Origin of the sequence: Citrobacter sp. Cpo030, assembly GCF_030333005.1 — a bacterium.
In the GTDB taxonomy this organism is placed as follows: Bacteria; Pseudomonadota; Gammaproteobacteria; order Enterobacterales; family Enterobacteriaceae; genus Citrobacter; species Citrobacter portucalensis.
The window spans coordinates 163,228-189,200 of record NZ_JAOWGT010000067.1; the positions used below are offsets into that span (position 1 = coordinate 163,228).

General features: G+C 52.8%; 22 protein-coding genes. 7 read left to right on the forward strand and 15 right to left on the reverse strand.

Annotated features, from left to right (window positions below):
• Positions 1-65: 65 nt before the first annotated feature.
• The 4 genes from OGY37_RS13785 to cecR are packed head-to-tail and all read right to left on the reverse strand — an operon-like array spanning position 66 to position 4,590.
• On the reverse strand, positions 66-1,199 hold the full coding sequence (locus tag OGY37_RS13785; protein ID WP_003831545.1) for an ABC transporter permease: 1,134 nt from the start codon (positions 1,197-1,199) through the stop codon (positions 66-68).
• The gene (locus OGY37_RS13790) at positions 1,192-2,928 is read right to left on the reverse strand and encodes an ATP-binding cassette domain-containing protein (protein WP_003831546.1); all 1,737 of its coding nucleotides are present in this window, start codon (positions 2,926-2,928) and stop codon (positions 1,192-1,194) included. Before OGY37_RS13790 ends, OGY37_RS13785 begins: the two co-directional genes overlap by 8 nt.
• Positions 2,921-3,916 (reverse strand): secretion protein HlyD, encoded by a 996-nt coding sequence (hlyD, locus tag OGY37_RS13795; protein ID WP_003831548.1) that lies wholly within the window; start codon positions 3,914-3,916, stop codon positions 2,921-2,923. The genes OGY37_RS13790 and hlyD overlap by 8 nt, the downstream gene beginning before the upstream one ends.
• Complete coding sequence (cecR, locus tag OGY37_RS13800; RefSeq protein WP_003831550.1) at positions 3,913-4,590, reverse strand: transcriptional regulator CecR; 678 nt, start codon at positions 4,588-4,590, stop codon at positions 3,913-3,915. The genes hlyD and cecR overlap by 4 nt, the downstream gene beginning before the upstream one ends.
• 221 nt (positions 4,591-4,811) lie before the next feature.
• Between cecR and rhlE the strand changes: the two genes are divergently transcribed.
• Positions 4,812-6,158, forward strand: coding sequence for an ATP-dependent RNA helicase RhlE (gene rhlE, locus OGY37_RS13805; protein WP_003831551.1), 1,347 nt, complete (start codon positions 4,812-4,814; stop codon positions 6,156-6,158).
• Between the two features lie 68 nt (positions 6,159-6,226).
• On the opposite strand, the gene OGY37_RS13810 is transcribed toward rhlE, so the two are convergent.
• Positions 6,227-6,961: a GntR family transcriptional regulator gene (locus tag OGY37_RS13810; RefSeq protein WP_003831553.1), complete on the reverse strand. Its 735-nt coding sequence runs from the start codon at positions 6,959-6,961 to the stop codon at positions 6,227-6,229.
• Positions 6,962-7,163: 202 nt separating this feature from the next.
• Between OGY37_RS13810 and OGY37_RS13815 the strand changes: the two genes are divergently transcribed.
• The 5 genes from OGY37_RS13815 to OGY37_RS13835 all read left to right on the forward strand — a co-directional run bounded on the left by OGY37_RS13815 (position 7,164) and on the right by OGY37_RS13835 (position 14,544).
• Complete coding sequence (locus tag OGY37_RS13815; protein ID WP_003831555.1) at positions 7,164-8,516, forward strand: class-II fumarase/aspartase family protein; 1,353 nt, start codon at positions 7,164-7,166, stop codon at positions 8,514-8,516.
• 33 nt (positions 8,517-8,549) lie between these two features.
• On the forward strand, positions 8,550-9,971 hold the full coding sequence (locus OGY37_RS13820; RefSeq protein ID WP_003831557.1) for a DASS family sodium-coupled anion symporter: 1,422 nt from the start codon (positions 8,550-8,552) through the stop codon (positions 9,969-9,971).
• A 177-nt stretch (positions 9,972-10,148) separates the two neighbouring features.
• Positions 10,149-12,299 carry an ATP-dependent DNA helicase DinG gene (gene dinG, locus OGY37_RS13825; RefSeq protein WP_286621022.1) on the forward strand — a complete coding sequence of 717 codons (2,151 nt, stop codon included), beginning with the start codon at positions 10,149-10,151 and terminating at the stop codon, positions 12,297-12,299.
• Positions 12,300-12,328: 29 nt separating this feature from the next.
• Positions 12,329-13,297 carry a DNA-binding protein YbiB gene (ybiB, locus tag OGY37_RS13830; protein ID WP_286621024.1) on the forward strand — a complete coding sequence of 323 codons (969 nt, stop codon included), beginning with the start codon at positions 12,329-12,331 and terminating at the stop codon, positions 13,295-13,297.
• A 161-nt stretch (positions 13,298-13,458) separates the two neighbouring features.
• The gene (locus tag OGY37_RS13835) at positions 13,459-14,544 is read left to right on the forward strand and encodes a malate/lactate/ureidoglycolate dehydrogenase (protein ID WP_003831560.1); all 1,086 of its coding nucleotides are present in this window, start codon (positions 13,459-13,461) and stop codon (positions 14,542-14,544) included.
• Between the two features lie 97 nt (positions 14,545-14,641).
• Here the strand turns inward: OGY37_RS13835 and ybiJ are convergent, their stop codons facing one another.
• From ybiJ to mcbA, 5 genes are all read right to left on the reverse strand, one after another.
• Complete coding sequence (ybiJ, locus tag OGY37_RS13840) at positions 14,642-14,902, reverse strand: DUF1471 family protein YbiJ (RefSeq protein ID WP_003831561.1); 261 nt, start codon at positions 14,900-14,902, stop codon at positions 14,642-14,644.
• A gap of 300 nt (positions 14,903-15,202) precedes the next feature.
• A complete protein-coding gene (locus tag OGY37_RS13845) occupies positions 15,203-15,469 on the reverse strand; it encodes a DksA/TraR family C4-type zinc finger protein (protein ID WP_003831562.1) in 267 nt (88 codons plus the stop codon).
• Between the two features lie 75 nt (positions 15,470-15,544).
• Positions 15,545-16,222, reverse strand: coding sequence for a PKHD-type hydroxylase YbiX (gene ybiX, locus OGY37_RS13850; protein ID WP_148362225.1), 678 nt, complete (start codon positions 16,220-16,222; stop codon positions 15,545-15,547).
• A 43-nt stretch (positions 16,223-16,265) separates the two neighbouring features.
• A complete protein-coding gene (locus tag OGY37_RS13855; protein WP_148362224.1) occupies positions 16,266-18,551 on the reverse strand; it encodes a catecholate siderophore receptor Fiu in 2,286 nt (761 codons plus the stop codon).
• Positions 18,552-18,843: 292 nt separating this feature from the next.
• On the reverse strand, positions 18,844-19,104 hold the full coding sequence (gene mcbA / locus OGY37_RS13860) for a DUF1471 family periplasmic protein McbA (RefSeq protein WP_003831565.1): 261 nt from the start codon (positions 19,102-19,104) through the stop codon (positions 18,844-18,846).
• A gap of 210 nt (positions 19,105-19,314) precedes the next feature.
• On the opposite strand from mcbA, the gene rlmF reads away from it, so the two are divergent.
• Positions 19,315-20,241: a 23S rRNA (adenine(1618)-N(6))-methyltransferase RlmF gene (rlmF, locus tag OGY37_RS13865; protein WP_063940657.1), complete on the forward strand. Its 927-nt coding sequence runs from the start codon at positions 19,315-19,317 to the stop codon at positions 20,239-20,241.
• Here rlmF and ybiO read toward each other — a convergent pair.
• The 5 genes from ybiO to dps all read right to left on the reverse strand — a co-directional run bounded on the left by ybiO (position 20,238) and on the right by dps (position 25,725).
• A complete protein-coding gene (gene ybiO / locus OGY37_RS13870; protein WP_149384170.1) occupies positions 20,238-22,475 on the reverse strand; it encodes a mechanosensitive channel protein in 2,238 nt (745 codons plus the stop codon). The genes rlmF and ybiO overlap by 4 nt on opposite strands.
• Positions 22,476-22,593: 118 nt before the next feature.
• On the reverse strand, positions 22,594-23,316 hold the full coding sequence (gene glnQ / locus OGY37_RS13875; protein ID WP_003035246.1) for a glutamine ABC transporter ATP-binding protein GlnQ: 723 nt from the start codon (positions 23,314-23,316) through the stop codon (positions 22,594-22,596).
• A complete protein-coding gene (gene glnP, locus OGY37_RS13880) occupies positions 23,313-23,972 on the reverse strand; it encodes a glutamine ABC transporter permease GlnP (protein ID WP_003035248.1) in 660 nt (219 codons plus the stop codon). Before glnP ends, glnQ begins: the two co-directional genes overlap by 4 nt.
• A 137-nt stretch (positions 23,973-24,109) precedes the next feature.
• On the reverse strand, positions 24,110-24,856 hold the full coding sequence (glnH, locus tag OGY37_RS13885) for a glutamine ABC transporter substrate-binding protein GlnH (protein ID WP_003035251.1): 747 nt from the start codon (positions 24,854-24,856) through the stop codon (positions 24,110-24,112).
• A 365-nt stretch (positions 24,857-25,221) separates the two neighbouring features.
• Entirely contained in the window at positions 25,222-25,725 is a 504-nt protein-coding gene (gene dps / locus OGY37_RS13890) for a DNA starvation/stationary phase protection protein Dps (RefSeq protein ID WP_003035253.1), read from the reverse strand.
• Positions 25,726-25,973: the final 248 nt, after the last annotated feature.

Here is a 25,973-nt window from a genome sequence, read left to right on the forward strand (position 1 = left end):
CATAATGCCGGATGGCGACGTGAACGCCTTATCCGGCCTACGGCTACAATTATCCATACACATATTTAATCCAGCCGACGTTTGGTTTTAAGCCACGTCAGGCCAATAAACATCACCGCCGAAGCGATTAAAAACAGCACGTTGATAATCAGCACCACCGGAATATTTCCCGCCAGGAACAGGCTTTGCAGGGTGCTGACGAAATAACGCGCCGGAATAATGTAGGTTACCGCCCGGATAATCGCGGGCATGCTGTCTATCTGGAAGATAAAACCCGACAGCATAATAGAGGGCAGGAAGGCGGCGTTCAGCGCGACCTGCGCGGCGTTAAACTGGTTGCGGGTGATGGTGGAAATAAGCAACCCCATACCCAGCGTGCTGAGCAGAAACAGGCTGGTAATGAAAAACAGGATCAGCAACGAGCCGCGGTAGGGCACGCCAAGAATAAACACCGACACCAGCATACACAGCAGCATCGCCAGCATGCCCAGAAAGTAATACGGGATCAGTTTGCACAGCAGTAGCTCGACGCGGGTGACTTCGGTAGACAGCAGCGCTTCCATGGTGCCGCGCTCCCATTCGCGCGCCACCACTAATGAGGTGAGGATGGCGCCAATGACCGTCATGATGATGGTGACCGCCCCGGGAATAATAAAGTGCTGGCTGATGGCCGCCGGGTTAAACCAGTAACGGGTCTGCACGTCGATCAATGGTTTGAACGATTCCCCACGATCTTCTGCCCGCTGTTGCTGCCAGATTTGCCAGATGCCTTCGACATAACCCTGCACAAAGTTGGCGGTATTGGGTTCGCTGCCGTCGGTGATCACCTGGATCGGTGCCACGTCATTGGGTCGTGCCATCTGCTGGGCAAAATCCACCGGGATCACCACCAGCCCGCGAATGCGCCCGGCCTGCATTTTCTCAATCAGTTCCTGGCGATTATCGCTGATGGTGGCGTCAATATACGGCGAACCGGTCATGGTATGGGTAAAATCCAGCGCCTCTTCGCTCTGCTGTTCGAGCAAAATCCCTACCCGCAGCTTGCTGGAGTCGAGGTTGATCCCGTAGCCGAAGATAAACAGCAGCAGCAGCGGGATCACCACCGCAATCAGCCAACTGCTGGGATCGCGGACGATCTGGCGCGTCTCTTTCACGCACAGCGCGCGGACGCGACGCCAGGAGAGAGCGGAGTTACTCATGCGTATGCTCCTTATCCCAGTCATTGATTAGCGTGATGAACGCCTGTTCCATGGTCGGGTCCGGCGTGTCGCTGTCGGCAGCCTGAGCCTTCAGGTCGTCCGGTGTACCGCTGGCAATCAGTTTGCCGCGATACACCAGCCCGATGCGATCGCAGTATTCCGCCTCATCCATAAAGTGGGTGGTCACCATCACCGTGACGCCTTTTTCCACCATGCTGTTGATATGCAACCAGAACTCACGACGGGTGAGGGGATCGACCCCGGAAGTGGGTTCATCAAGGAACAGAATGTCGGGTTCATGCATCAGCGAGCAGGCCAGCGCCAGACGCTGCTTAAATCCCAGCGGCAGTTCGTCGGTGGCGTGGGAAGCGATACTCTTCAGGCCAAATGCCTCGCTCATACGATCGATTTTCTCTTTCTGCGCCCGACCGCGCAGGCCGTAGACGCCGGAGAAAAAGCGCAGATTCTGTTCAACCGTCAGGTTACCGTACAGGGAGAATTTCTGCGCCATATAGCCCAGATGCTGACGCGCTTTGCCGGAGCTGACTTTCAGGTCCATATCCAGCACCAGCGCTTTGCCGGAAGTGGGGACCAGCAGGCCGCACATCATTTTAAAGGTGGTGGATTTGCCAGCGCCATTAGGGCCTAACAGACCAAAAATCTCGCCGCGCTGCACGGCAAAGTCTACGTGGTCGGTAGCGGCAAAATCGCCAAATTTCTTGGTCAACGCTTTGGCTTCGATCACCGTTTCACCAGGCGTGCCTTCCACGGTATGCAGGATAGCGCCCAGCGGGGACTCCGATGTTCCGGCTCCGCCGAGTAAATCGATAAAGGCATCTTCGAAGCGGGGGGCTGTTTCGTTGATGGTTATCTCCGGCATGCCGTCAGCGTTTTGGATCTGCTGAGCAGTAGCCTCTTTTTTCAGGATTAAACGGACGGATTTCCCCTGAATCATTCCGTCGCTGACCAGCGGCAGTTTTAACGCGCGTTGCAGCAGTCGGCGGTTGTTTTCCTGTGGACTGCTCATCAGGAAGCTGCGACCTGCCATGGTTTGCGTAAGCTGAGTAGGATCGCCCTGGTATAACAGTTCACCTTCGTTCATCAGCAGCACATCACGGCATTGCTCTGCTTCATCCAGATACGACGTACTCCAGAGGATCAGCATGCCGTCCCCGGCCAGTTCGTGGACCATTTGCCACAGTTCGCGACGGGAAATAGGGTCGACACCCACGCCTGGCTCATCCAGCAGCAACACTTTGGGTTCGCCAACCAGCGTACAGGCAAGCCCGAGCTTCTGCTTCATGCCGCCAGAAAGCTTGCCCGCCAGTCGCCCGGTAAACGGCCCTAACGAGGTAAACTCCAGTAGTCGGGCAAAGGTTTTTTCTCGCGCTTCACCGGTGACGCTGCGTAAGTCGGCATAGAGATTGAGGTTCTCCATGACGGTTAAATCTTCGTACAGACCAAATTTCTGCGGCATATAGCCCAGCACCGCATGCAGCGCGCTGTCGTCTTTGATGGGGTCAAAACCAATCACCGCAGCACTTCCGGCATCAGGTTTTAATAATCCAGCCAGCATTCGCATCAACGTAGTTTTGCCCGCGCCGTCCGGCCCGACAAGCCCGGTCACGTAGCCCGCATGAACGGTACAGTCGAGCGGGGCGACGGCCGGTTTTTCCATTCCGGCAAAGTTTTTCGTCAGCCCTTTGAGCGTAATGACGGCGTCATTCATGCCGTGCCTCATCGCCAAACTTAATTGTTACCGGCATTCCCTGGCGCAGCGAATCGTCCGCGTCGGTGACGACAATTCGCAGGCGATAAACCAGGTCGGTACGCAGGTCAGGAGTCTCGACCGTTTTCGGGGTAAATTCGGCGGTAGGAGAAACGAAGCCGATTTTGCCGTGATACGGTTTGTCCGGTCGGCCATCGGTATAGAGCAGGATCTCACGTCCTGGCTGCGCCTGGCTCAGATTTCGTTCGTCAACGTAAGCACGAACCCAAACCGGACGCGTGAGCGACAGCGTCAGTACTGTGCCCCCTTCGTTCAGCATGCTGCCGGGTTCAACCGCACGGGTGAGAAGCGTGCCGTCAGACGGCGAGGTCAGCGTGGTGTCATGCAAATTAAGCTCTGCCTGTGCCAGCTCGGCCTGAGCTTGTTCGAGCGTGGCTTTCGCCTGCTCAATGTCCTGCACACGATTACCGCTGCGATATTGCGTGAGTTTATCCTGTGCGGATTTAAGCGAAGCTAACGCCTGATCGCGAGATGAACGGGCGTTTTCCAGATCGTTGGCAGAAATGGTGCGGCTTTTCCACAATCCGACCTGCCGATTGTAAAAGTTCTGCGCGTAATCATAGGCGGCCTGCGCCTGTTTGACTGCTGCCGCGGTTTGCGCGATCTCTTCTTCGCGATACCCTGCCAGCATCAGATCGTATTGTGCCTGTGCGGCGGCAACGTTGGCTTTTGCCTGCATCAATGCGTTTTCATACGGTGCGCGGTCCAGTTCACCCAGCACCTGACCGGCGGTAATGGCATCGCCTTCGTCAACCGCCAGCGAGGCCAGCCTGCCGCCGACGCGAAAACTCAGGTTGACGCTACGGATATCGACATTGCCGTACAGTGTTAAACCATTATCTTGCCGACTTTGATACCACCACGTTCCACCGGCAATCACGGCAACGAGGGCCGCGATAACCAGCCCGAGAACGACAGGTTTTTTCATGACTCCAGACTCCTTTGCGTTAAACCTTGCAGAATAAGATCGATGTGACAGGTGATCGTTTGGTCAATCAGCGCGGTTTTATCCTCATCAAATTGTGACCAGCCCGTACGCAACAGAATGGTTTCTTTCCCCAGACGAAAAGCCAGCACCTCGCCGAGAATGGCGTGGGTGTGCAGAATCATTTGGGTATCATTGGCATCGCCGCCCGTATAGGCGGCAATCAGGCGCGTCAGATGTGTATGCAGCGGATTGATAACCTGGTCGTGCACCAGTTGATAAGCCGCGGTGGGGGAAAGCTGTTCACGCGAGATAAATTTGCTCAGGTTAACGGTGTCGTCCTGAGTTAACAGCATGATCATATTTTTGCAGGCGCGCAGGATCAGTTCGCGCATCGCGCCACGGTCCGGCTCTGGTTGGGCGAATAAACGCTCGGCCTCTTCAGCGTGCGGGCGAAACTGTGCACCGATAAAATCCGCAATCCACTGGGCGCAGGCGAGATATAAATCCTCTTTTGAGCCAAAATAGTAGGTGATAGCCGCAATGTTTTGCCCGGCCTGTGCAGCTATATCGCGCGTCGTGGCGTGCAGACCATACTCGCCGAATTGCGCCAATGCGGCGGCAATGAGCTGGTTCTTCGCCTGTTCACCTTTGGTTGTCATGGTGGGTGTATTCATGGCACGACTCTGATCTTAATCAATCGATTGATTAAGATTATGACTGATGTGTAGCCTTGTCCAGTCCGGAGCGTTATTTTCCAGTGAAGGGATAATTTATGCGGCACATCACAAAAACTGCTACACTCCGCCCCTTCATGACATTGTGGTTTTTGTCATCTCTATTGTATGTATCTCCCTGAAAACGACACCGGTAACGGTCAGGGCGGTTCGGAGTTGTTATGTCTTTTGATTCCCTTGGTTTAAACCCTGAAATTTTACGTGCCGTTGCCGAGCAGGGTTACCGTGAACCTACCCCTATTCAGCAGCAGGCTATTCCTGCCGTGCTGGAAGGCCGCGATCTGATGGCCAGCGCCCAGACCGGTACGGGGAAAACGGCAGGATTTACCTTGCCGCTGTTGCAGCACCTGATCACCAATCAGCCGCATGGTAAAAGCCGTCGTCCGGTTCGTGCGCTGATCCTCACGCCAACCCGCGAACTGGCGGCCCAGATTGGCGAAAACGTCCGTGATTACAGTAAGTATCTGAATATTCGCTCGCTGGTGGTCTTCGGTGGCGTCAGTATTAACCCGCAGATGATGAAGCTGCGTGGCGGCGTAGATGTGCTGATCGCCACTCCGGGTCGTTTGCTCGATCTGGAACACCAGAATGCGGTGAAACTGGATCAGGTTGAGATCCTGGTACTGGATGAAGCTGACCGCATGCTGGATATGGGCTTTATTCACGATATTCGTCGCGTTCTGGCAAAACTGCCGGCAAAACGTCAGAACCTGCTGTTCTCGGCAACGTTCTCTGATGACATTAAATCGCTGGCCGAAAAACTGCTGCACAACCCGCTGGAAATTGAAGTGGCGCGTCGTAATACCGCGTCAGAGCAGGTTACTCAGCACGTTCATTTCGTTGATAAAAAACGTAAACGTGAACTGCTGTCGCAGATGATTGGTCAGGGCAACTGGCAGCAGGTGCTGGTGTTTACCCGTACCAAACATGGCGCGAACCATCTGGCAGAGCAGCTGAATAAAGACGGCATCCGCAGTGCGGCTATCCACGGTAATAAATCTCAGGGTGCGCGTACGCGTGCGCTGGCTGATTTTAAATCCGGTGATATTCGCGTGCTGGTAGCGACCGATATTGCCGCACGTGGTCTGGACATTGAAGAGTTACCGCACGTGGTGAACTACGAGCTGCCAAACGTCCCGGAAGACTACGTGCACCGCATTGGTCGTACCGGTCGTGCGGCCGCTACCGGCGAAGCGTTGTCTCTGGTGTGCGTCGATGAACACAAGCTGTTGCGTGATATCGAGAAGTTGCTGAAAAAAGAGATCCCGCGTATTGCAACACCAGGCTACGAGCCAGATCCGTCCATTAAAGCTGAGCCGATCCAGAACGGTCGCCAGCAGCGTGGCGGCGGCGGTGGTCGTGGGCAGGGCGGAGCAGGGCGTGGCCAGCAGCCGCGTCGTCAGGATGGCGGTGCGCCAAAAGCGAAACCGCGTAGCGGAGAAGGCAAACCGGCAGGCGATAAGCCTCGTCCACCGCGCCGTCCGCGCAAACCGTCTGCAGCACAGTAATTCACCTTGCTGTATGGCAGTATAAACACGCTATCCGGCCTACACACTGTGTAGACCGGATAGGTCAATCACTCCCCCGAACTTTGCGATTTCAGCACGATTGAGCAGGTATATCGTCCTGCCGGGTGAATCGAAATCGTCGTCTCAAATACTTTCCCGTCCCTGTCCAGATAACGACGCACGATTCTCATCGCTGGCGAATCAGGTGCTACATTGAGAATCTTTGCCACCTTTTTGGGCACGCCGACAGCCGTAATGGTCTGATGCACCTCATGGCTTTTAATACCGTAATGCGTTTCGATCAAATCGCTGATTAACGAGTGTGGATCGTCGCGGATGTACGTGCGCAGCTTGGCGTAATCCGTGCTGGCATAACTGTCCGTCCAGCAGATTGGCGCGTCGGGGTTTTGCGCATCTTCGCGAGTGCTGGCAATGTGCAGCCAACGGGAACCGGGCGGGCAGCCAATCATCTGGGACAACTCTATGTCCGCCACAATCTCATCGATTTTCTTGATGACGCGCAGATTGTTTTTGGCCAGCAGCAACAGATCCTCAAGATGCGATAGCGGGTGATTGACGCCGTTAGCCTTAGGTTCGCAAACGCGGGTTCCCGCGCCTTTACGCCGTGATATCAGACCTTGCTCTGTTAATTCCCTTAACGCCTCACGCATGGTGTGGCGGCTGACCTGCCATGTTTCGCACAGTTCCATTTCCGTAGGAAACAGCGAACCGGGGGCAAAAGTTCCCACCGCAATTTGCTGCGCCAGTTCACGTGCTATTCGCTTGTACAGAGATTCTTTCATCGCAGTTTCATCAAAATATTAGTGATCTTTATCACGAAAATTTGTACGGACTATTCCCTACATTTCTTATGAATACTATAAATGTCCGTACATTCAAATGTACGGACATTTATTTATGTCTGGACATTGTGGCGGCATTTGAATATCCAACAAACTGCCGTAAACACGCATCTTATCATTATCAGATTTTCCAGGGGGATTTATGGCTTCGAATGTACTTGATTCTGTTCTGTTCAGGGATTCTTTCGGCACACCGGCGATGCGCGCGGTGTTTGACGATCGCGAGCTGGTACGCAAATACGTGGAAGTGGAAGTGGCATTAGCCAAAGCCCAGGCACGCTGCGGTGTGATACCCGAGGCTGCGGCGCAGGAAATCGCAGAAAAATGTAATGCTGACACGCTCGATTTTGATTTATTGCGCCATGAAACCGAAATTGTGGGTTATCCGATCCTACCGCTGGTGCACCAGATTTCTAAACAGGCAGGCGAGTCCGGAGGTTATGTGCACTGGGGGGCCACCACTCAGGACATTATGGACACCGCAGTGGTTCTGCAAATTCGTGATGCTTTTGCGCTCATTGAGTCCGATATGGACAAACTCCGCGCCACGCTGGCCGATCTTTCACGCCGCTACCGTGATACGCCGATGGCCGGGCGAACCCATTTACAACAGGCTTTGCCCGTGACCTTTGGCTACAAAACTGCCATCTGGCTGGATATGTTTGAACGCCACGCGGAACGTCTTACCCAGGCGCGTCCTCGTGTATTGGTCGGCGAATTTGCGGGGGCAGCCGGTACGCTGGCATCACTGGGGGATAAAGGCCTCGCGGTACAAAAAGCGATGATGGAAGAGCTTGGGCTAAATGTCCCAACATCCACCTGGCACGTCGCGCGTGATGGTTTTGCCGAAGCGGTGAACCTGTTAGCGGTGATTACCGGGTCGCTGGGCAAGATTGCCTACGACGTAATGCTGCTGGCAGCAAACGAGTTTGGCGAACTGTATGAGCCGTTTGTTAAAGGGCGTGGCGCCAGCAGTACCATGCCGCAGAAACGCAACCCTATTTCCAGCGAGCTGATGCTGGCCTGTGCCAAAGGCGTTCGCCAACAGGCCGGGTTGATGCTTGATGCGATGGTGCAAGATCTGGAGCGTGCAACCGGGCCGTGGCATGCCGAATGGATTGCTATCCCGGAAAGTTTCGTTCTCAGCGCGGGGGCATTGCATCAGGCCAACTTTATGCTGGCGGGGCTGGTGGTCGATGAAGAGGCGATGAAACGTAACCTCGGCATGACTAACGGATTGATTGTGGCTGAAGCGGTCATGATGGGGTTGGCTCCGTATATTGGTCGTCAGGATGCACATGACGTGGTGTATGACGCCTGTCGTATCGTCAACGAACAAGGTGGACGATTGGCTGATGTGCTGAATGCGATGCCATCTGTCTCTGAACGACTGGACCCACAGTTGATTGAAAAACTGACCGACCCGGCAAATTACCTTGGAATGGCACCGGCGATGGTGGATCAGGTATTAGCAAGATACATGTCGCGGAAATGAATGCTCTCGGGCTAACGGAATAAGGATATTTTTATGTCAACGAATTCTGTCACGGGAAAATCCATTCTGTCGTTCCTGATACCGCTGGCGATAGGCGCGATCATTTGGTTTTATCCTGTTCCTGATGGTCTGACGCCTCAGGCCTGGCATATGTTCGCGATATTTGCCGCGACCATTGCCGCCATTCTTACCCAGCCGCTCCCTTCGGGGGCGGTGATGTTGATTGCACTTTGCGTGGTTATTTTCACCAAAACGTTGCCAGAGGCAAAGGCGCTGTCAGGGTTTGCGTCCGGTACGGTATGGCTCATTTTCTGTGCCTACGTCTTGTCTCTGGGGTTTGTGACGTCAGGACTGGGGAAACGTATCGCGTATAAAATGTTATCGCTCTTTGGCGGCAGCAGCCTGGGTATCGCTTACTCACTGGGGGTTTCCGATCTGATTATGGCCCCGGCAATGCCGTCAGTAACTGCGCGGTCCGGGGGCATAATTTTTCCCATCACGCGTTCCATCAATGATGTGTTGGGCTCCGCTCCAGGGGTAACGGGCAAACGTATTGGCGATTTCTTAACCATGGTGTGCTTCCAGTTTACGCCGATTACCGGGGCGATATTTCTCACCGGGATGGCGGCGAATCCGCTGGTAGCGAGCCTGGCGAAATCGTCATTGGGTATGGAGATAACCTGGGGCGGATGGTTTATTTCCGCAGTAGTCCCTGCGATGGTTTGTTTCTGTCTGATGCCGCTACTGGTCTATAAATTATTGGATCCTGAGCTTAAGCGTACGCCAGAGGCAAAAGCGATGGGTAAGCAGGCGCTCGGTGAGCTCGGTTCGATGAGCAGCAACGAGAAAAAGGTCGCGTTTGGTTTTGTGCTGGCGCTGGTTGGCTGGGGCACCAGTTTGATTACTGGATTGTCTGCCACATCTGTCGGGCTGGGGCTGGCTGCTTATCTGTTTGCTTCGGGTGCTGTTAGCTGGAAAAGTTTGCTTAATGACCATGCAGCCTGGGATACGGTTATCTGGTTTAGCGTCATTATTAGCCTTGCGACCGGACTTGCCGATCTGGGTTTTATTAAATGGATGACAATAAAGTTAGGCAGCGGTATTCAAGGGTTTGGTGCGATTGAGTCCTTTATTGTGCTGGGGATCCTTTACATTTACGTCCACTATCTCTTTGCTACGGCTACCGGGCACGTAGCTGCGCTGTATGCTCCTTTCGCGGCCACGGCGATCGCTGCGGGTGCACCGCCGATGATGGTTGCTATTTGCTTCGGTATCTTTAGTAATCTGATGTGGGGGAATACCGAGTATGGTGGCGGACCTGGTCCTATTTATTTTGCCCAGGGCTATTTTGAACGACCGCGTTTTTACAAAATTAACCTCTGTGTGGTAACGGCAAATGTGATTATCATTTTTGCAGTGGGCATGCTGTGGTGGAAGCTGCTGGGATACTATTAACCGACACGTTTATTCGGCCTGCAATGTACCTGACTGTAGGCCGGATAAGGTGTAAGCCGCCATCCGGTAATTTAAGCCAGAGCTGCGAAGCGCTTTCCAGAATGGGGGAAAAAGGTACATCCAACACCTGAAATGTGCCACAATAGTGGCTGTTTATACAGTATTTCAGGTTTTCTCATGGCACTTACGGCTGCGCTAAAAGCGCAAATCGCCGCCTGGTACAAGGCGCTTCAGGAACAGATCCCCGACTTTATCCCCCGTGCGCCGCAGCGGCAGATGATTGCTGACGTCGCGAAAACGCTCTCCGGGGAAGAAGGGCGACATCTGGCGATTGAAGCACCGACTGGGGTGGGGAAAACCCTGTCGTATCTGATTCCCGGTATTGCCATCGCGCGTGAAGAACAAAAAACGCTGGTGGTCAGTACCGCCAACGTCGCTTTGCAGGACCAGATCTACAGCAAAGATTTACCGCTGCTGCGCAAAATTATCCCCGACCTGCGTTTTACCGCTGCGTTTGGTCGCGGACGCTATGTCTGCCCGCGTAACTTAGCGGCGCTGGCCAGCACTGAACCCAATCAGCAGGATCTGCTGGCTTTTCTCGACGATGACCTGACGCCCAACAACCAGGAAGAACAAAAGCGCTGTGCCAGGCTAAAAGGCGATCTCGACAGCTACAAGTGGGACGGGCTGCGCGATCACACCGATATCGCTATCGACGACGGACTCTGGCAGCGTCTGAGCACCGATAAAGCCAGCTGTCTGAATCGCAACTGTCACTACTATCGTGAATGCCCTTTTTTTGTCGCCCGCCGGGAGATTCAGGAAGCTGAAGTGGTCGTGGCTAATCATGCGCTGGTAATGGCGGCCATGGAAAGCGAAGCCGTTTTGCCGGAGCCGAAAAATCTACTGCTGGTACTTGATGAAGGCCACCATTTGCCGGATGTCGCGCGCGATGCGCTGGAGATGAGCGCAGAAATCAGCGCTCCCTGGTATCGACTGCAGTTGGATCTATTTTGCAAATTAGTGGCTACCTGCCTGGAGCAGTTTCGCCCGAAGACCACGCCGCCACTGGCAAATGCCGAGCGTCTGAACGGTCACTGTGAGGAGCTGTATGAGCTGATTTCATCGCTCAATAACATTCTTAATCTGTATATGCCCGCTACCCAGGAGGCGGAACACCGCTTCGCGATGGGCGAATTGCCTACGGAAGTGATGGAGATTTGTCAGCGTCTGGCAAAGCTAACAGAAATGCTGCGCGGTCTGGCGGAACTGTTCCTCAACGATCTCAGCGAAAAAACAGGCACTCACGATATCGTGCGTCTGCATCGGGTTATTTTGCAGATGAACCGGGCGCTTGGCATGTTTGAGGCGCAAAGCAAACTGTGGCGGCTGGCATCGCTCGCGCAGTCGTCAGGCGCACCGGTAAGTAAATGGGCGACGCGCGAGGTGCGTGACGGGCAGATCCACGTCTGGTTCCACTGCGTGGGGATTCGTGTGAGCGATCAGCTCGAACGACTGCTGTGGCGTAGCGTCCCGCATATTATTGTCACTTCCGCAACGCTGCGCTCGCTCAACAGCTTCTCGCGTTTGCAGGAGATGAGCGGTCTGAAGGAAAAAGCAGGGGACCGGTTTGTCGCGCTGGATTCACCGTTTAATCACGTTGAACAGGGCAAAATCGTCATTCCGCAAATGCGCTACGAACCGTTAATTGATAACGAAGAGCAGCATATCGCGGAAATGGCCGCCTATTTTCGTGAACAGCTGGAGAGTAAAAAGCATCAGGGCATGCTGGTACTTTTTGCCAGCGGTCGGGCGATGCAGCGTTTTCTTGAGCATGTTACCGATTTGCGCCTGCTGTTGTTGGTGCAGGGCGATCAGCCGCGCTACCGTCTGGTGGAGTTGCACCGCAAACGGGTGACCAACGGAGAGCGCAGTGTGCTGGTTGGGCTGCAATCTTTTGCTGAAGGTCTGGACTTGAAAGGCGATCTGCTGACTCAGGTGCATATTCACAAAATTGCTTTTCCGCCTATCGACAGTCCGGTGGTGATCACCGAGTGCGAGTGGTTGAAAAGCCTGAACCGCTACCCCTTCGAGGTGCAGAGCCTGCCTGCGGCGTCGTTCAATTTGATCCAGCAGGTTGGGCGACTCATCCGTAGCCATGGCTGCTGGGGAGAAGTGGTTATTTATGACAAGCGTTTATTGACCAAAAGCTATGGCAAGCGTTTACTGAACGCGTTACCCATATTTCCGATAGAGCAACCTGCTGTGCCAGACGTTATAGTAAAACCAAAAGAAAAAGCGAAACCCACGCGCCGCCGTCGGCGTTAACGATGCGAGCAACAGGCAAGGAGTTATCGATGGATTACCGCAAAATCATTAAAGAGATTGGGCGAGGAAAAAATCACGCGCGTGACCTGGACAAGGATACCGCTCGCGGACTGTATACCCATATGATGAACGGCGACGTACCTGACCTCGAGATGGGCGGGGTACTGATTGCGCTACGTATCAAGGGCGAAGGTGAAGCGGAGATGCTGGGCTTTTACGAAGCGATGCAAAACCACACCATTCGCCTGACTCCGCCGGTAGCCAAACCCATGCCGATTGTCATTCCCAGCTACAATGGTGCGCGCAAGCAGGCGAATTTGACTCCGCTGCTGGCGATTTTATTGCATAAACTTGGCTTCCCGGTGGTGGTGCACGGCGTCAGCGAGGATCCGACCCGCGTGCTGACTGAAACCATTTTCGAACTGATGGGAATTACGCCAACGCTGCATGCCGGGCAGGCGCAGGCAAAGCTGGATGGTCATGAGCCGGTGTTTATTCCGGTGAGCGCGCTGTGCCCTCCGCTGGAGAAACAGCTGGCGATGCGCTGGCGCATGGGTGTGCGTAACAGTGCGCACACGCTGGCTAAATTAGCCACGCCGTTTGCTGAAGATGCCGCGCTGCGTCTTTCCAGCGTGTCCCACCCGGAATACGTTTCGCGCGTGGCGAAGTTCTTCGGCGATATCGGTGGGCGCGGCCTGTTGATGCATGGTACCGAGGGCGAAGTGTATGCCAACCCGCAGCGCTGCCCGCAGATAAGCCTGATCGATTCATCCGGTGTGCGAGTGCTACAAGACCGACAGAGCGAGATGCCTGACGAGCCGGTACCGCTACCGGTAGCAAAAGACCCGGAAACCACCGCGCGCTGGATTGAGCGTTGTCTGGCTGGCAGCGAGCCTGTTCCGGCATCGTTGAAAATCCAGATGGCCTGTTGCCTGGTGGCAACCGGTGAGTCTTCCTCACTGGCTGAAGGACTTGCCCGCGTCGAGCAAAGTTTCTAAACCATTTGTTATCCCGACGGGCCTGTTGCCTGGCCTGTCGGTTCTCTCTTTTCGGCAATGTGAAATTTCTGCACGTTTATTGACCTCCAGCGCACCGTGGCGCAGCATAGTTTGTTGAAAAATAAGAAACACAACAAACACGCGACACAAAGGAGATAACAATGAACAGTGGACATCGCTTCCATGTGCCAACGCTGCACGCCTTTATCCAGGCCGTTTTTCATCAGATGGGAAGCAATGATCAGGAGGCGCGGCTGGTGGCCGACCATCTGATAGCCTCTAATCTCGCCGGTCACGACTCCCATGGCATCGGTATGATCCCAAGCTATATTCGCTCATTCTCGCAGGGGCATCTGCAGATCAACCGTCATGCCAAAGTGGTAAAAGATGCAGGGGCGGTGATTACGCTTGACGGCGACTGTGCGTTTGGTCAGGTGGCGGCGCACGAGGCAATCACGCTTGGAATCGAAAAGGCGCGTCAGTACGGAATCGCCGCTGTGGCATTACATAATTCGCACCATATCGGCCGTATTGGCTACTGGGCGGAGCAATGTGCGGCAGCAGGTTTTGTCTCGGTGCATTTTGTGAATGTGGTGGGGATCCCGATGGTCGCACCGTTTCATGGCCGCGATAGCCGTTTTGGCACCAATCCCTTCTGCGTCGTATTCCCGCGTAAAAATACCTTCCCACTGTTGCTGGACTATGCAACCAGCGCCATCGCGTTTGGCAAAACCCGTGTGGCATGGCATAAGGGCGAGCCGGTGGCTCCAGGATGCCTGATTGATGTGGCGGGTGTGCCCACTACCGATCCTGCGGTAATGCAGGTTTCTCCGCTGGGGTCGTTGCTGACCTTTGCCGAGCACAAGGGGTATGCGCTGGCGGCGATGTGCGAAATTATGGGCGGTGCGCTTTCTGGCGGTAAAACCACACATGAAGAGAGCCTGCAGACCAGCGCGGACGCCATCATTAACTGTATGACCACCATCATTATGAATCCACAACTGTTCGGCGCGCCGGACTGCGACAACCAGGTCGCGGCATTTGCTGAGTGGGTGAAAGCGTCCCCGCATGCTGAAGATGCCCCGATCCTGTTGCCTGGGGAGTGGGAAGTGAATACTCGCGAGGAACGGCTGGAACACGGTATTCCGCTGGATGCCGGAAGCTGGCAAGCGATTTGTGAGGCGGCACTGCAAATTGGGATGCCAGACACCGTGTTGCAGGAATTCTGTCAACGGCTGGAAAAATAGGCAAAAAAAAGCCCGTCCAGTGGCGGACGGGCAAACAAAGGGTAACAAACAGGGTCAATGAGGGTTGGAGCATTGGGTCGTACAGGTAATCTTTCGGTTATTTATAGATAACCGCGGTGCCGCTCATTTTGTCTTTGCCGATAGCGGAAGTGATGCTGTAGCCAGTTGCGCCAGCTGCATTCGCTTTCTCAGCCAGTTTGGCTTCCAGGCCGTCCAGCGTAGTAGCGCCGTCAGCAGATACCACACCAATTTTGTTCATGTTTTGCGCCTGAGTAGAGGAAACCGGCTCGGCAGCGAAAACGCCAAATGACAGGGTAGACAGGGCGATAGCAGCAACAGCAAATTTGATATTTTTCATGATTAATCTCTCGCAGGGTTGTTCTGTTAGTCAGTGTTCTTTAAGAAGACGTTGTTCCGTCGATGTGATAAGTATCACGTTTTTTTTGGTGAGAGAAAATCGAATAGAATTGACCACATCAATCAAATAAATTGAATGACAAATAACTTATTGAATATTAATAAATTCGAGTAAGGGATTTACAGTTCTTGTCATTGCGCTTTACAGAGAAGGCGACAACGGCACATTTTGCTACACAGGGTGCAAAAAATCGTGCTCGTAAAGGAAATCGTATGCGCTGAAACTTTTAGTAAAGATAAGTCAACGTAGCTGGCTGTCTTTCGAACCTCTGCGATTATATCCTGAAAATGCTGAGTTATGTGAATCTTTATCCTGTTGGCAGGCGATGCACAAGCGTACCCCTGGCACGGCCTCACGTCTGGCCTGAGGGATAGGATTGCCGCATTCTTCGCATTCATACAGACTTTCCCCCGTCGGTAACTCACCGCGAGCGCGGGCAACAGCATCTTCAATAGTATTGTTGATCTGTTCGTTAACCGCGTCGTCATTTGCCCATCCGGATGCCATGTGTACCTCCTGCTGATGTCTACAGACTAAGTATAGCGAAGGTGATGGCTGAAAAACGACCACGCGCCAGCAGTATCAGATTTCAGACCATTCACGCAGCAGGTTATGGTAGAGATTGAGTAATGACAGGATCTCGCTGCTCTCCCCATGGCGAGCTTTCAGGGATTGAATGTTTTTATCCAGTTCAAAAAGCATGGCGCGATTTTTGTCGTCACGGACCATCGACTGTATCCACATAAAAGACGCTACACGAACGCCATGGGTCACTGGCGTGACGCAATGTAGGCTGCTGGAAGGGTAAAGCACCAGATCGCCTGCCGGAAGCTTCACCGCATGCTGGCCGTAAGTATCATTGACCAGCAGTTCTCCTCCTTCATAATCATTCGGGTTACTCAGGAATAAAGTTGCGGAAAGGTCCGTGCGCATCCAGCCGTTTTGCGGATGGCTACGCACCGCACCGTCAACGTGAAAACCGTAGGTCTCGTTGTCCTGGTAGCGATTAAACAGCGGTGTGGAGAGCGTTTTCGGTAGTGCTGCGGCGAAGAAAAGCGCGCTGTTATTTACCGCAGTCTGTACCGCCTGTTGTAAAACGCCGTAGCGTTCACTTTGCGTATTCACCTGCTGGTTGTTTTTTACCTGCGCCCCCTGAGCGCCGGTGGTTGTGCGGCCATCAACCCAGTCGGCAGCGTCCAGTTGTTCACGAAACCAGGCTACATCCTGCGCCGACAGAACGCCGGGAATGTGGTACATCATCAGTATTTCTCCTGAAAGTGGGGCTTACGCCCCACGCGATGGATTAGAAATGCATATTGGCGGTGAGCAGGAAAGTTCTTGGCTCGCCCGGATGATAACGGTATCCACTCTTGTTTATGGAGGATACATAATCGGTGTCGAACAGGTTATAGACGTTTAGCTGGAAATCGAGATTGTGATTCACGCGATAGCCCAGTTTGGCGTCAGCGACCCAGTAACCTTCAGTGTAGGATGGCGTACCCACTGCACCGTCGGAACCGCGATGCATACTACCCACGTAGCGAGCGCCTGCGCCAACGGAGATATCATCGGTAGCCTGATACTGGTTCCACAGCGTGAACGCATGTTCCGGTGTATATGGCAGGGAAGAGGAGCCATCCTGAGCAACGTTTTTACCGCTGTGGATGGTCGCGCGTTGCTGGGTGTAACCCCCAATAATCTGCCATGCGGGGGTGATGTTGCCTGCTACCGAGAGCTCGTAGCCTTCAACGCGTTTCTCTCCGTACTGGGAATAGGTACCGTCGTCGTTCTGCTCAACTTCATTCTCAATATCCGTGCGGAAAATCGCAGCGGTTAACAGCAGGCGCTTATCCAGCACCTCCCATTTGGTGCCGATCTCGCTGGTTTTCGCTTTCTGCGGTTTGAAATCGGTACGATTCGCACTGTTACCGCTGCCGCCCTGAGCAAGAGCAAAGTTGCTGCCGCCCGGCGGTTGCTGAGAAACGGCATAGTTGATGTACACGTTACCGTTATCGGTCAGGTGATACAGCGCGCCAGCTTTCCAGTTCACCAGATTGCCTGATTTGGCAGTATCCACAGTGGTGATCGGGGAACCTTTAGCCACGCCTGTCGGGCACGCGACTGCGCCGCGACCGGAAGCGCCGCAAGCGGTCGCGCTGTCATATTCTGTGCGGTAATTGTCGAGGCGAATACCACCGTTCAGCTCGAATTCACGGGTAATTTGTAGCGTATCAAAAGCGTATACACCGAAGGTGTCTGTTTGCCCGTTAGCGTTGGCGCCGTTACGAGACAATCCGCCGATATTCACATTGCTGTCGGGGTGATAGATATTCACCGGTGGTGGGGTGATCGGCGCCACGCCATAGTTGGTTTGTGTTTCGCGCGTCAGCTCCACACCGGTGCTGATGTCGTGACCGATGGATCCCGTGTAGAACGTTGAGGTCAGGTTGGTCTGGTTGGTCAAGATCTTATTGCTGACATCCTTGGTATTTGCCAGGCGTGACCAGGTCCAGCTGTCGACGCTGCTGGTGGGTTGGGTGATGTTAGACGCGCCGCCCATCACCGCCGTCATCAGATAATCCTGTTTAATGCGCGACCAGCGGGTGGTGTTGCGAATAGTGGTGCTGTCGTTCAGGTCATGTTCAAAACGCATCGTCGCGGTATCGGTTGTCGAATCGTCATAATCCGAGTTGGTACCGTAGAAATTATGCGTATCCACTTTGCCTGAATGATTCAGTGCAGAAGTCCCCGCAGAAGGTGCGGAATATCCCGGCAGGCCAATGGTAGGGATGCCGCCATCCGGCGTGTTGTGCTGGGTGACATGTAGATAGTTCAGGTACAGTCGGTTCTCAGTCCCTAAGCCAAAAGCGAGAGAGGGGGCCACACCGTAACGTTCATTCTTAACATTATCGCGACCGGCATCATGCGTTTTTTCGCCCATCAGGTTTAAACGTGCGGCGGTGGTCTCGCCGATGACCTGGTTAATGTCCAGCGTACCACGGCGGAACCAGGCGCTACCGACGCTGGCCGATGCATCGATTCCTGAGTCGGTGCGTGGCTGTTTGCTGATCATATTGATAGAGCCAGTCGGTGCGCTACGTCCATAGTCGGTACCGGAAGGACCTTTGATTACTTCCACCTGTTCGGTATTGAAGGTGTCGCGCGTGACGCTGCCAATATCACGGATACCGTCGATATAAATACTGTTCGAGGTATCCGCACCACGCATGTAAACCGCGTCTCCGGTGCTGGAGTTACCATTCTCACCGGCGAAAAATGCGCCAACGCCCGGGACGTTTTTCAGCGCGTCGGTCAGATTTGTTGCGCCTTGATCCTTAATCACCTGCTCAGAAATCACCGTCATGGTGCGGGTTGTATCCGCCACCGGACGGGAGAATTTAGGGTCGGCAGACTGTGTCGGGGCGTACAGCGAAGGTTTGGCCGCTTCAACGACCAGAGTGTCTTCTTGTTTTTTATCCTGGTCGTCCGCAGCGACAGCCTGAGCTATAGGGGACAGGCCAATGCACAGACCGGCAAAAAAAGTCAGTGAGTGAAAGCTACTGGACGGCAAGTTGTGATTTTTATCCATGTTAATGAGTGACTTATTATTGTTTGAGTGGACGGTTTCACTCGCGCGAAGGGACATCTCTATGGATGTTATACCCTGCAGGCCTCGCGGAAATGAATATGTAATTGATAATGATTTTGATAAGCATTACTAATCAGTGCGACGTTTTAGCATTCATTAATTCAAAAATAAATACATTTATTTACATTGGATTCAAAATGCCAACATATTGATTACAAATTGAGCTGCAATGAAGTGAACCGCACGCAGAAAACTGCATTCGGGGTGAATGCAGTTGGGCTGAGATGGGGGGTTACTTATAGATGGTTGCGGTACCGTACATCTGATTTTTGCCGCCCGCAGAATCAACGACAAAGCCTTTTGCCCCTTGCTCTTTCGCTTTCTCTGCCAGCTTGTCTTCGAGGTCGCTCAGGTTAGAGGCGCCGGTAGCGGATACTGTGCCGGAAGCTTGTAGCTGACCGGTAGCTGGGCTGGTGTATGGCTGTGCAGCAAAGGAGGCAAATGTCATGCCGGAAAGTACGGTAGCAGCAAGTAATGTGAGGCATTTCTTCATGGTGATATCCTCTGAAAAACAACAGGTGTGCCTGATAAGTTTAGGTCGTCAGCGGATGACATTTACCGCAAAAAATTGGTGATGAGCTGCCTGTTTTTTGAACAATTCGCAAAGCGTCAAACAGGTGTAAAAAATCAAATTTCCTTGTTGTGTGTGTTTACCGCGTGGCGTTATGCGGGTATCTTACGCCGCTGTTAAAAGGAGAATGCTATGTCCGCCCTGAAACCGGGATTACACCCACGCAACCGCCACAATGGCCGTTATGATCTTGCGACTTTATGCCAGGTTACGCCCGAGCTGACGCAATTTCTCACCCTCACGCCCGGCGGCGAGCAGAGTGTTGATTTCGCGAATCCGCAGGCAGTAAAGGCGCTCAATAAAGCACTACTGGCGCATTTTTATGCGGTGAAAAACTGGGATATTCCAGATGGTTTTTTGTGTCCGCCGGTGCCTGGTCGTGCTGACTACATACACCATTTGGCCGATCTGTTGAGTGAAACCAGCGGAACCATTCCGGCAAATGCGAGCGTGCTGGACGTGGGAGTTGGGGCAAACTGTATTTATCCACTGATCGGCGTGCATGAATATGGCTGGCGATTCACGGGTAGTGAAACCAGTAGCGAAGCGTTTAACAGCGCTCAGGCGATCGTCAATGCCAATCCGGGATTAACCCGTGCTATTCGTCTGCGTCGCCAGAAAGATGCAACGGCAATCTTCAACGGCATCATTCACAAAAATGAGCAGTATGAAGCCACATTATGTAACCCGCCATTCCATGATTCTGCGGCCTCAGCCCGTGCCGGAAGCGAGCGCAAACGCCGTAATCTGGGACAGGACAAAGACGATGCGCTGAACTTTGGCGGACAGCAGCAGGAGTTGTGGTGTGAAGGCGGTGAAGTGGCGTTCATCAAGAAAATGATTGCTGAAAGCCAGGCCTTTGGTCGCCAGGTGATGTGGTTTACTACACTGGTTTCTCGCGGCGAGAACTTGCCTCCGCTGTACCACGCATTAACGGATGCGGGCGCGGTGAAAGTGGTCAAGAAAGAGATGGCCCAGGGGCAAAAGCAGAGTCGCTTTATTGCCTGGACCTTTATGGATAACGATCAGCGTCGTCGTTTTATGGCGCGTAAACGCTAAAGCGTTGGCTCGGTTGGCGGTAGCGGTTCGCTTGCCGCCGACGCAGGACCATTCCCTGGTGCAGGTAACACTTGATACGTCTGTACCGGGGCGCGTATGTTGGCCAGATCGAAGTATTTCTTCACCTGGCTGTCGAGCGCAAAACGTACCGTCCACTGCTTCAGCGGTAAGGTGGTAAACGAGACCCGTAGCGTGAATGCCGTATTGGTTAATCCTACAATCCCGGCAAACGACGGCTCGCCGATAATCAGCCCGCGAATATCATCTTTTTCCATCACCGCAGCAACTGCGTCTTTCAACGCCTGATTCGCTTTATCCGCATCCTCATGGCGGTCTACGTCGTAATTGGCGACGACCGATCCAATTCCACGCACAAAGTTGGCGAAGGTCGTAATCGATGACCAGGGAATGATATGGTACGCTCCGGTGTCCTGACGCACGCCCACAGAACGAATGGACATTCGTTCAACCGTACCGGTGAGTGGACCGATGGTCACCAGGTCGCCGGTGTTCATGCCATTTTCAAACTGAATAAAAATCCCGGTAATAATATCTTTTACCAGCGTTTGCGAGCCGAAAGAGATAGCCAACCCCAGCGCCCCGGCCCCGGCCAGCAATGGGGCGATATTAACGCCAATTTCCGACAGCACAATCATGATGGTGATCGTGCTGATGATCACCGCCAGCGCGTTGCGAAACAGCGTCAACAGGGTTCGGGTACGAGCGCTGGGTAGCGGGCGTCCGTGAATATCGGAAGCCAGACGATTTTCAATCAGGCTGGCAAGGATCGTCCAGCCGATGGCGGAGAAGAATAAAATCAGCGCGATACGGATCAGAATATCCACCGTTTTTTCTCCTGCGCCGTAATGCAGCCAGTTCCAGAAGTCGAACAATCCCCAGGCATTCAATAGCAGCATCACCGCAACGCACACCGTCAGGATCCTGGCCACGCTTAACGCCGTCGACAGCCAGCCATTCAGTCGTTTTTGTAATTCCGGATAGCTGCGCTGGGTGTGTGGCGAAAGGGTAATAGTTTTGGCTATCCAGCGGGAAAACATGCCGGAAACAAAGGCGGCAATTCCAATGATTACCAGGCTGCGCAGCGTAGCGCCCATCATGAATTTCAGGCTGTTGCCCGGATCAAACAGCGAAAAGAAAAACAGCACAATGAAGTAGGCGCTGGCCAGCCAGTGCCATACCAACGCAAAGGCACGGATAAACAGGCTGAAAAAAGCTAACGATCTTTCTGCCAGATTCTGTAAATGCAGCGTTATCTCTTTCTTGTTTCTGAAAATCAGGTACAGCGCCCATAGCGTGATACACAGCATGATGATGACGTTGGCCATCGCGCCGACCTGCACATTGACCTGATTGGAGATAATGGGAACGGCAACTATAAGCCCGTAACCAATCAAACTGCTTAATGAACTCAAACGCCGATTCCAGTAGCGCGCACCTGCATCCTGAATGTTAAACGGGCGTAGTTCAGCCACCGTTGGGCAAAATATCAGACGCAAAATGGCTTTGAAGAACTCAATCAGGGCAAAGGCATTGAGAAACAGGCTTTGCTGAAAGGCGATGGTGCGACTGCCGGCATTCATTCTGTCGCTCAGTATCTGCCCGACAAACAATGTCAGCGCCAGCAGAAGCAAATCAATAATGAATGCGCCAACGATCATCGCCGGAAGCTGCAGCCAGTTGCTGCGTTCGCGGTTTTTCCGCCGTGCCCATTGCCCCATTTTGCGATACAGAGGCAGCGCGCACAGGCGGATCAGCCAGTAAAACCCGAACACTGACGCCGCCAGCATTAAAAAATGAGTCAGGGCATTGGTGAACGTTTGCGAGTTAAAGGTCTTGTGCGGTGCATCGGTAATATTGCGATAAAGCTGGGCAAAGCGGCTGGAGAGCGCCTCACCGTAGTGCCGGGTGACATCCGTGACGTTTTCCAGTACCGTTTTTTCTTCCGTTAACGTGGGTGGGACAATGGTTGGCACCGGCTCAGCAGGGGGCGCAGTTGCCACTTTGCGTAATTGATCGATCAGTTCCTTCCGCGAGGTGTCATTTTCCAGCACATCAGCCAGTGCGCCGTAAGCCGCTTTCTTCTGTTCAACATCTGGCTCCTTTGCCGGGGCGGTTTGTGCGTTGGTTGACGTTGGCGTGGTGACGCCAGGTATCGTCACTGCCTGGGCCGGAAGACTCAACAGACAAACAAAGATGAACAGGATCCAGCGCATGACTCCTCCCATGAGAAAATAAATTCAAAAGGATAAGTATAGATGTCAGGGCGGGGGAGAAATGAAATGAGAGGATTCTGGTGAAAAACCTCCCTTCGGGAGAAGGGAGGCAGAGCTATCAGGATACGTGCTGCAAGAATTCCTGTAAGCGTTGGCTGGGTGGATTTTCAATCAGGGCCTGCGGATTACCGTCTTCGGCAATTCGTCCCTTATCAATGAAAATCAGGCGTGAAGCCACTTTTTCGGCAAAGCCAATTTCGTGGGTCACAATCACCATGGTCATCCCTTCTTCCGCCAGGTCCTGCATAACTTTCAGAACTTCATGGCGCAGTTCCGGGTCGAGTGCTGAGGTTGGCTCATCAAACAGCATCATTTTCGGTTTTACCGCCAGCGCACGGGCGATAGCCACACGCTGTTGTTGACCGCCGGACAGTTCAGAAGGGTAGTGATGTGCACGTTCGGCCAGACCCACTTTTGCCAGCAGCTCTTTCGCCAGTTTCTCGGCCTGTTCTTTATTCGCCCCGCGTACGCGCTGCGGTCCAAACATGACGTTTTCCAGCGCCGTCAGATGTGGGAACAGGTAAAACTGCTGAAATACCATTCCGGCTTCCTGACGGATTAAGCGCTCGTCTACCTTCGGATCGTTTACTTTCAGACCGTCGACGATCAGATCGCCGGAGGTTATCTCTTCCAGCTTGTTAATGCAGCGCAGCAGGGTAGATTTACCGGATCCTGACGGCCCGATAATCACCACGACTTCACCCTGCTGAATGTTTAGGTCAATATTGTGCAGCACCTGGGTTGGACCAAAGTGCTTAGAAACGTTTTTAAATTCAATCACAGGATTTTCATCCTTCTTTCCAGACGACGCAGAATGAAGCTCAGCACCAGCGTAATGATCAGATAGAACACCGCAACGGCGCTCCAGATTTCCAGTGCGCGGAAGTTACCGGCAATGATTTCCTGGCCCTGACGGGTCAGTTCAGCGACGCCAATGACAATAAACAGCGAGGTATCTTTAATGCTGATGATCCACTGGTTGCCCAGCGGCGGCAGCATACGACGCAGTGCGAGAGGTAAAATAACGTGGCGGATAGTCTCTGTGCGTGAAAGTCCAAGCGCCAAACCGGCTTCGCTGAACCCTTTATGGATTGAGAGCACCGCACCGCGGGTGATTTCCGCAATATAGGCCCCGGAGTTGATCATGATGGTGACAACGGCGGCGCTAAAGGGGTCAATGCGTAAATCGTTAAATGCCATTGGCAGAGCGAAGTAAATAAACATTACCTGCACAACGATTGGCGTACCGCGAATGACTTCGATAAACACCAGCGCTACGTGGTTGGCGATCCAACCGCCGAAAGTGCGCGCAAACCCTGCTGCAAGTCCGATTATCAGACCGCCAGCCAGACCGAGGACCGAGATCCACAGGGTCATTTTGGCGCCTTCAATCAAAAGCGGGATGGCGGGCCAGATGGCACTCCAGTCAAACTGCATATGTCGTTCCTGTTACCGTGGTGTAAATATTCAAATGCCCGTTTTGCCGGATGTGCTGTGCTTATCCGGCCTACAGGTCTCAAAAATCCAGGCGTAGGCCCGGTAAGCATCACGCTACCGGGCAACGCTGCCGGTTATTATTTAGGTTCAGTACCGAACCATTTTTTGTAGATTTCGTTGTAAGTACCGTTCTCTTTCAGCGTTTTCAGTGCGCCGTTCACTTTCTCACGCAGGTCGTCGCTGCCTTTCGGGAAGGCGATACCGTACTGCTGGGCTTCCAGCGATTCGCCTACAGCTTTGAACTGACCATTGCCAGCTGTTTTGATGAAGTAAAGAATGTTTGGTGTGTCGTGCAGTACAGCGTCTGCGCGGTTGGTGCCCAGTTCCATATATGCGTTATCGATGTTCGGGAACTGACGCAGGTCTTTGGTTTTGATATTCGCTTTCGCGTAATCAACGGAACCGGTGCCACTCTTAACCGCAACGACTTTACCATCCAGATCTTTTACGCTTTTGACGTCGTTGTTATTCGCTTTCACCATCACTAACAGACCGCTTTTGTAGTAGCCGTCGGAGAAGTCGATCGCTTTTTTACGCTCATCGGTGATGGTGATACCTGCCAGTGCCAGGTCGATATTTTTGGTTTGCAGAGCCGGGATGATGCCGCTGAAATCCATTGGTTTCAGTTCATAATCCAGTTTCAGTTCTTTGGCCACGGCAGCCCACAGATCCACATCAAAACCAACGTATTTGTCACCCTGTTTGAATTCAAACGGTACAAACGCGGTGTCGGTTGCGACAACCAGTTTCTTGTCTGCGGCATGGGAGGACACCGCAAAAGCCAGGGTAAGTGCAGCCAGTGAAACTTTTAATACAGACTTCATAGGATTTCCTTTTATATCCACGGGGCGATCCCCTGCGAGAACAAATGGCTTAATGAAAAAATCGTGCCAATTTTGCAACTCATTGTTTTAACAAGAGGGTGTCTCGTTTTGTTGCACAATAAGTAGGGCAAAGTGAGTAATCTGCACTGTTTTGGGGCACTCATTTGGTGCGAACCAGTCACGGTGCAAACGGTATGACTATTTAGCGTAAAAATTGTTGATAAAACAATCTTTCGTTAACGATTGTGTGAGGTGATTATTACAAATAATTTACTTTGGAGTGACGAATGATCAATGTTATGCACCATAGATGTGCAAAACCCCCGCCGGAGCGAGGGTTATATAGGTAATTCTTATGTCTGCTGTTACTCAATGTTGGCTTCGATAAACCACAGGAATTTATCGAGGTCGCGAGAAGCTGCGGTAAAGATATCCGCGGTATCTTCGTCTTTTGCTTCGCTGATAGCTTTACGTACGCTGTTTGCAACTACGGCATAACGTTCGGCCAGCTCTTTTAAGTGGTCCTGTACGCTATGGATATCCAGCGGGTAACTTTTCAGAGGCGTTTTGCTATTAATAACCTGAGTTGTGCCCAGTGCCACACCGCCCAACTGTACGGCGCGTTCAGCCATGGTGTCGAGGTGATCGGTCAAAGCTGTACGGAAGCCATCCAGCATTTCATGTACTGCAATGAAGTTTGCACCGCGCATGTTCCAGTGAGCCTGTTTGGTGATCAATGACAGGTCAATGAATTGGATTACTTGCTGATTCAGCAGTTCTACGGTCGCTTTCTTTTCGCTATCAGACACATCGTTGCGGGTATAAAGGAGGGCGGATGCTTTTGTTTTTACCAGTTTCGCGGTACTCATATTTTCATATCCTCTTGATATTTATGTCCCAACTCTTCAACGGAATTAAGTATAGCGCTAAATTTGGATTTTTGTTTCCGGTGTTGCCTATCACTTTAATAGCGAAGACGAGGGTAAATATAAAATATCAAATAAAATCAATGCAATGAGTGTTTTGTTACTTGCGTGGTGTTATTTTTATGTTAATTTTAAGATTAAATGAAATATGTGGATGAGAAAATTATATTTATTAGAATTATTATCACGCA

What these genes read in the sequence shown, in the direction of transcription:
- OGY37_RS13785 (WP_003831545.1), bottom strand. Translation starts at nt 1,199, where the DNA reads ATGAGTAACTCCGCTCTCTCCTGGCGTCGCGTCCGCGCGCTGTGCGTG.
- OGY37_RS13790 (WP_003831546.1), bottom strand. Translation starts at nt 2,928, where the DNA reads ATGAATGACGCCGTCATTACGCTCAAAGGGCTGACGAAAAACTTTGCC.
- hlyD (WP_003831548.1), bottom strand. Translation starts at nt 3,916, where the DNA reads ATGAAAAAACCTGTCGTTCTCGGGCTGGTTATCGCGGCCCTCGTTGCC.
- cecR (WP_003831550.1), bottom strand. Translation starts at nt 4,590, where the DNA reads ATGAATACACCCACCATGACAACCAAAGGTGAACAGGCGAAGAACCAG.
- rhlE (WP_003831551.1), top strand. Translation starts at nt 4,812, where the DNA reads ATGTCTTTTGATTCCCTTGGTTTAAACCCTGAAATTTTACGTGCCGTT.
- OGY37_RS13810 (WP_003831553.1), bottom strand. Translation starts at nt 6,961, where the DNA reads ATGAAAGAATCTCTGTACAAGCGAATAGCACGTGAACTGGCGCAGCAA.
- OGY37_RS13815 (WP_003831555.1), top strand. Translation starts at nt 7,164, where the DNA reads ATGGCTTCGAATGTACTTGATTCTGTTCTGTTCAGGGATTCTTTCGGC.
- OGY37_RS13820 (WP_003831557.1), top strand. Translation starts at nt 8,550, where the DNA reads ATGTCAACGAATTCTGTCACGGGAAAATCCATTCTGTCGTTCCTGATA.
- dinG (WP_286621022.1), top strand. Translation starts at nt 10,149, where the DNA reads ATGGCACTTACGGCTGCGCTAAAAGCGCAAATCGCCGCCTGGTACAAG.
- ybiB (WP_286621024.1), top strand. Translation starts at nt 12,329, where the DNA reads ATGGATTACCGCAAAATCATTAAAGAGATTGGGCGAGGAAAAAATCAC.
- OGY37_RS13835 (WP_003831560.1), top strand. Translation starts at nt 13,459, where the DNA reads ATGAACAGTGGACATCGCTTCCATGTGCCAACGCTGCACGCCTTTATC.
- ybiJ (WP_003831561.1), bottom strand. Translation starts at nt 14,902, where the DNA reads ATGAAAAATATCAAATTTGCTGTTGCTGCTATCGCCCTGTCTACCCTG.
- OGY37_RS13845 (WP_003831562.1), bottom strand. Translation starts at nt 15,469, where the DNA reads ATGGCATCCGGATGGGCAAATGACGACGCGGTTAACGAACAGATCAAC.
- ybiX (WP_148362225.1), bottom strand. Translation starts at nt 16,222, where the DNA reads ATGATGTACCACATTCCCGGCGTTCTGTCGGCGCAGGATGTAGCCTGG.
- OGY37_RS13855 (WP_148362224.1), bottom strand. Translation starts at nt 18,551, where the DNA reads ATGGATAAAAATCACAACTTGCCGTCCAGTAGCTTTCACTCACTGACT.
- mcbA (WP_003831565.1), bottom strand. Translation starts at nt 19,104, where the DNA reads ATGAAGAAATGCCTCACATTACTTGCTGCTACCGTACTTTCCGGCATG.
- rlmF (WP_063940657.1), top strand. Translation starts at nt 19,315, where the DNA reads ATGTCCGCCCTGAAACCGGGATTACACCCACGCAACCGCCACAATGGC.
- ybiO (WP_149384170.1), bottom strand. Translation starts at nt 22,475, where the DNA reads ATGCGCTGGATCCTGTTCATCTTTGTTTGTCTGTTGAGTCTTCCGGCC.
- glnP (WP_003035248.1), bottom strand. Translation starts at nt 23,972, where the DNA reads ATGCAGTTTGACTGGAGTGCCATCTGGCCCGCCATCCCGCTTTTGATT.
- glnH (WP_003035251.1), bottom strand. Translation starts at nt 24,856, where the DNA reads ATGAAGTCTGTATTAAAAGTTTCACTGGCTGCACTTACCCTGGCTTTT.
- dps (WP_003035253.1), bottom strand. Translation starts at nt 25,725, where the DNA reads ATGAGTACCGCGAAACTGGTAAAAACAAAAGCATCCGCCCTCCTTTAT.